General features: G+C 49.8%; 1 protein-coding gene. It reads left to right on the forward strand.

The window, feature by feature from the left end; genetic code table 11:
• Positions 1-225, forward strand: a 225-nt coding sequence (locus AB1471_RS19225; RefSeq protein ID WP_367781095.1) for a hypothetical protein, incomplete at both ends; no start/stop codon positions are given.

The raw sequence follows: 225 nt of genomic DNA on the forward strand, positions 1-225 counted from the left end.
AAGGAAAAGAGGGAAGAAAGGAGGAAGGGGGGGGAAGGAAAGGAAAGGAGAGAGAAGGGAGAGAAAAGAGGGGAAGGAGGAGGAGGAAAGGGGGAAAAAGAGGAAAAAAAGAAAAAGAGAAAAGGAAGGGAAAGAGGGGAGAAGGAAAGGGAGGAAGAGGAAGAAAGGGGGAAAGAGGGAAAGGGAAGAAAAGGGGGAACGACCGGGGAAAAGGAGGAAAAAGGC

Source organism: Jeotgalibacillus marinus, from assembly GCF_040801915.1.
In the GTDB taxonomy this organism is placed as follows: domain Bacteria; phylum Bacillota; class Bacilli; order Bacillales; family Jeotgalibacillaceae; genus Jeotgalibacillus; species Jeotgalibacillus marinus.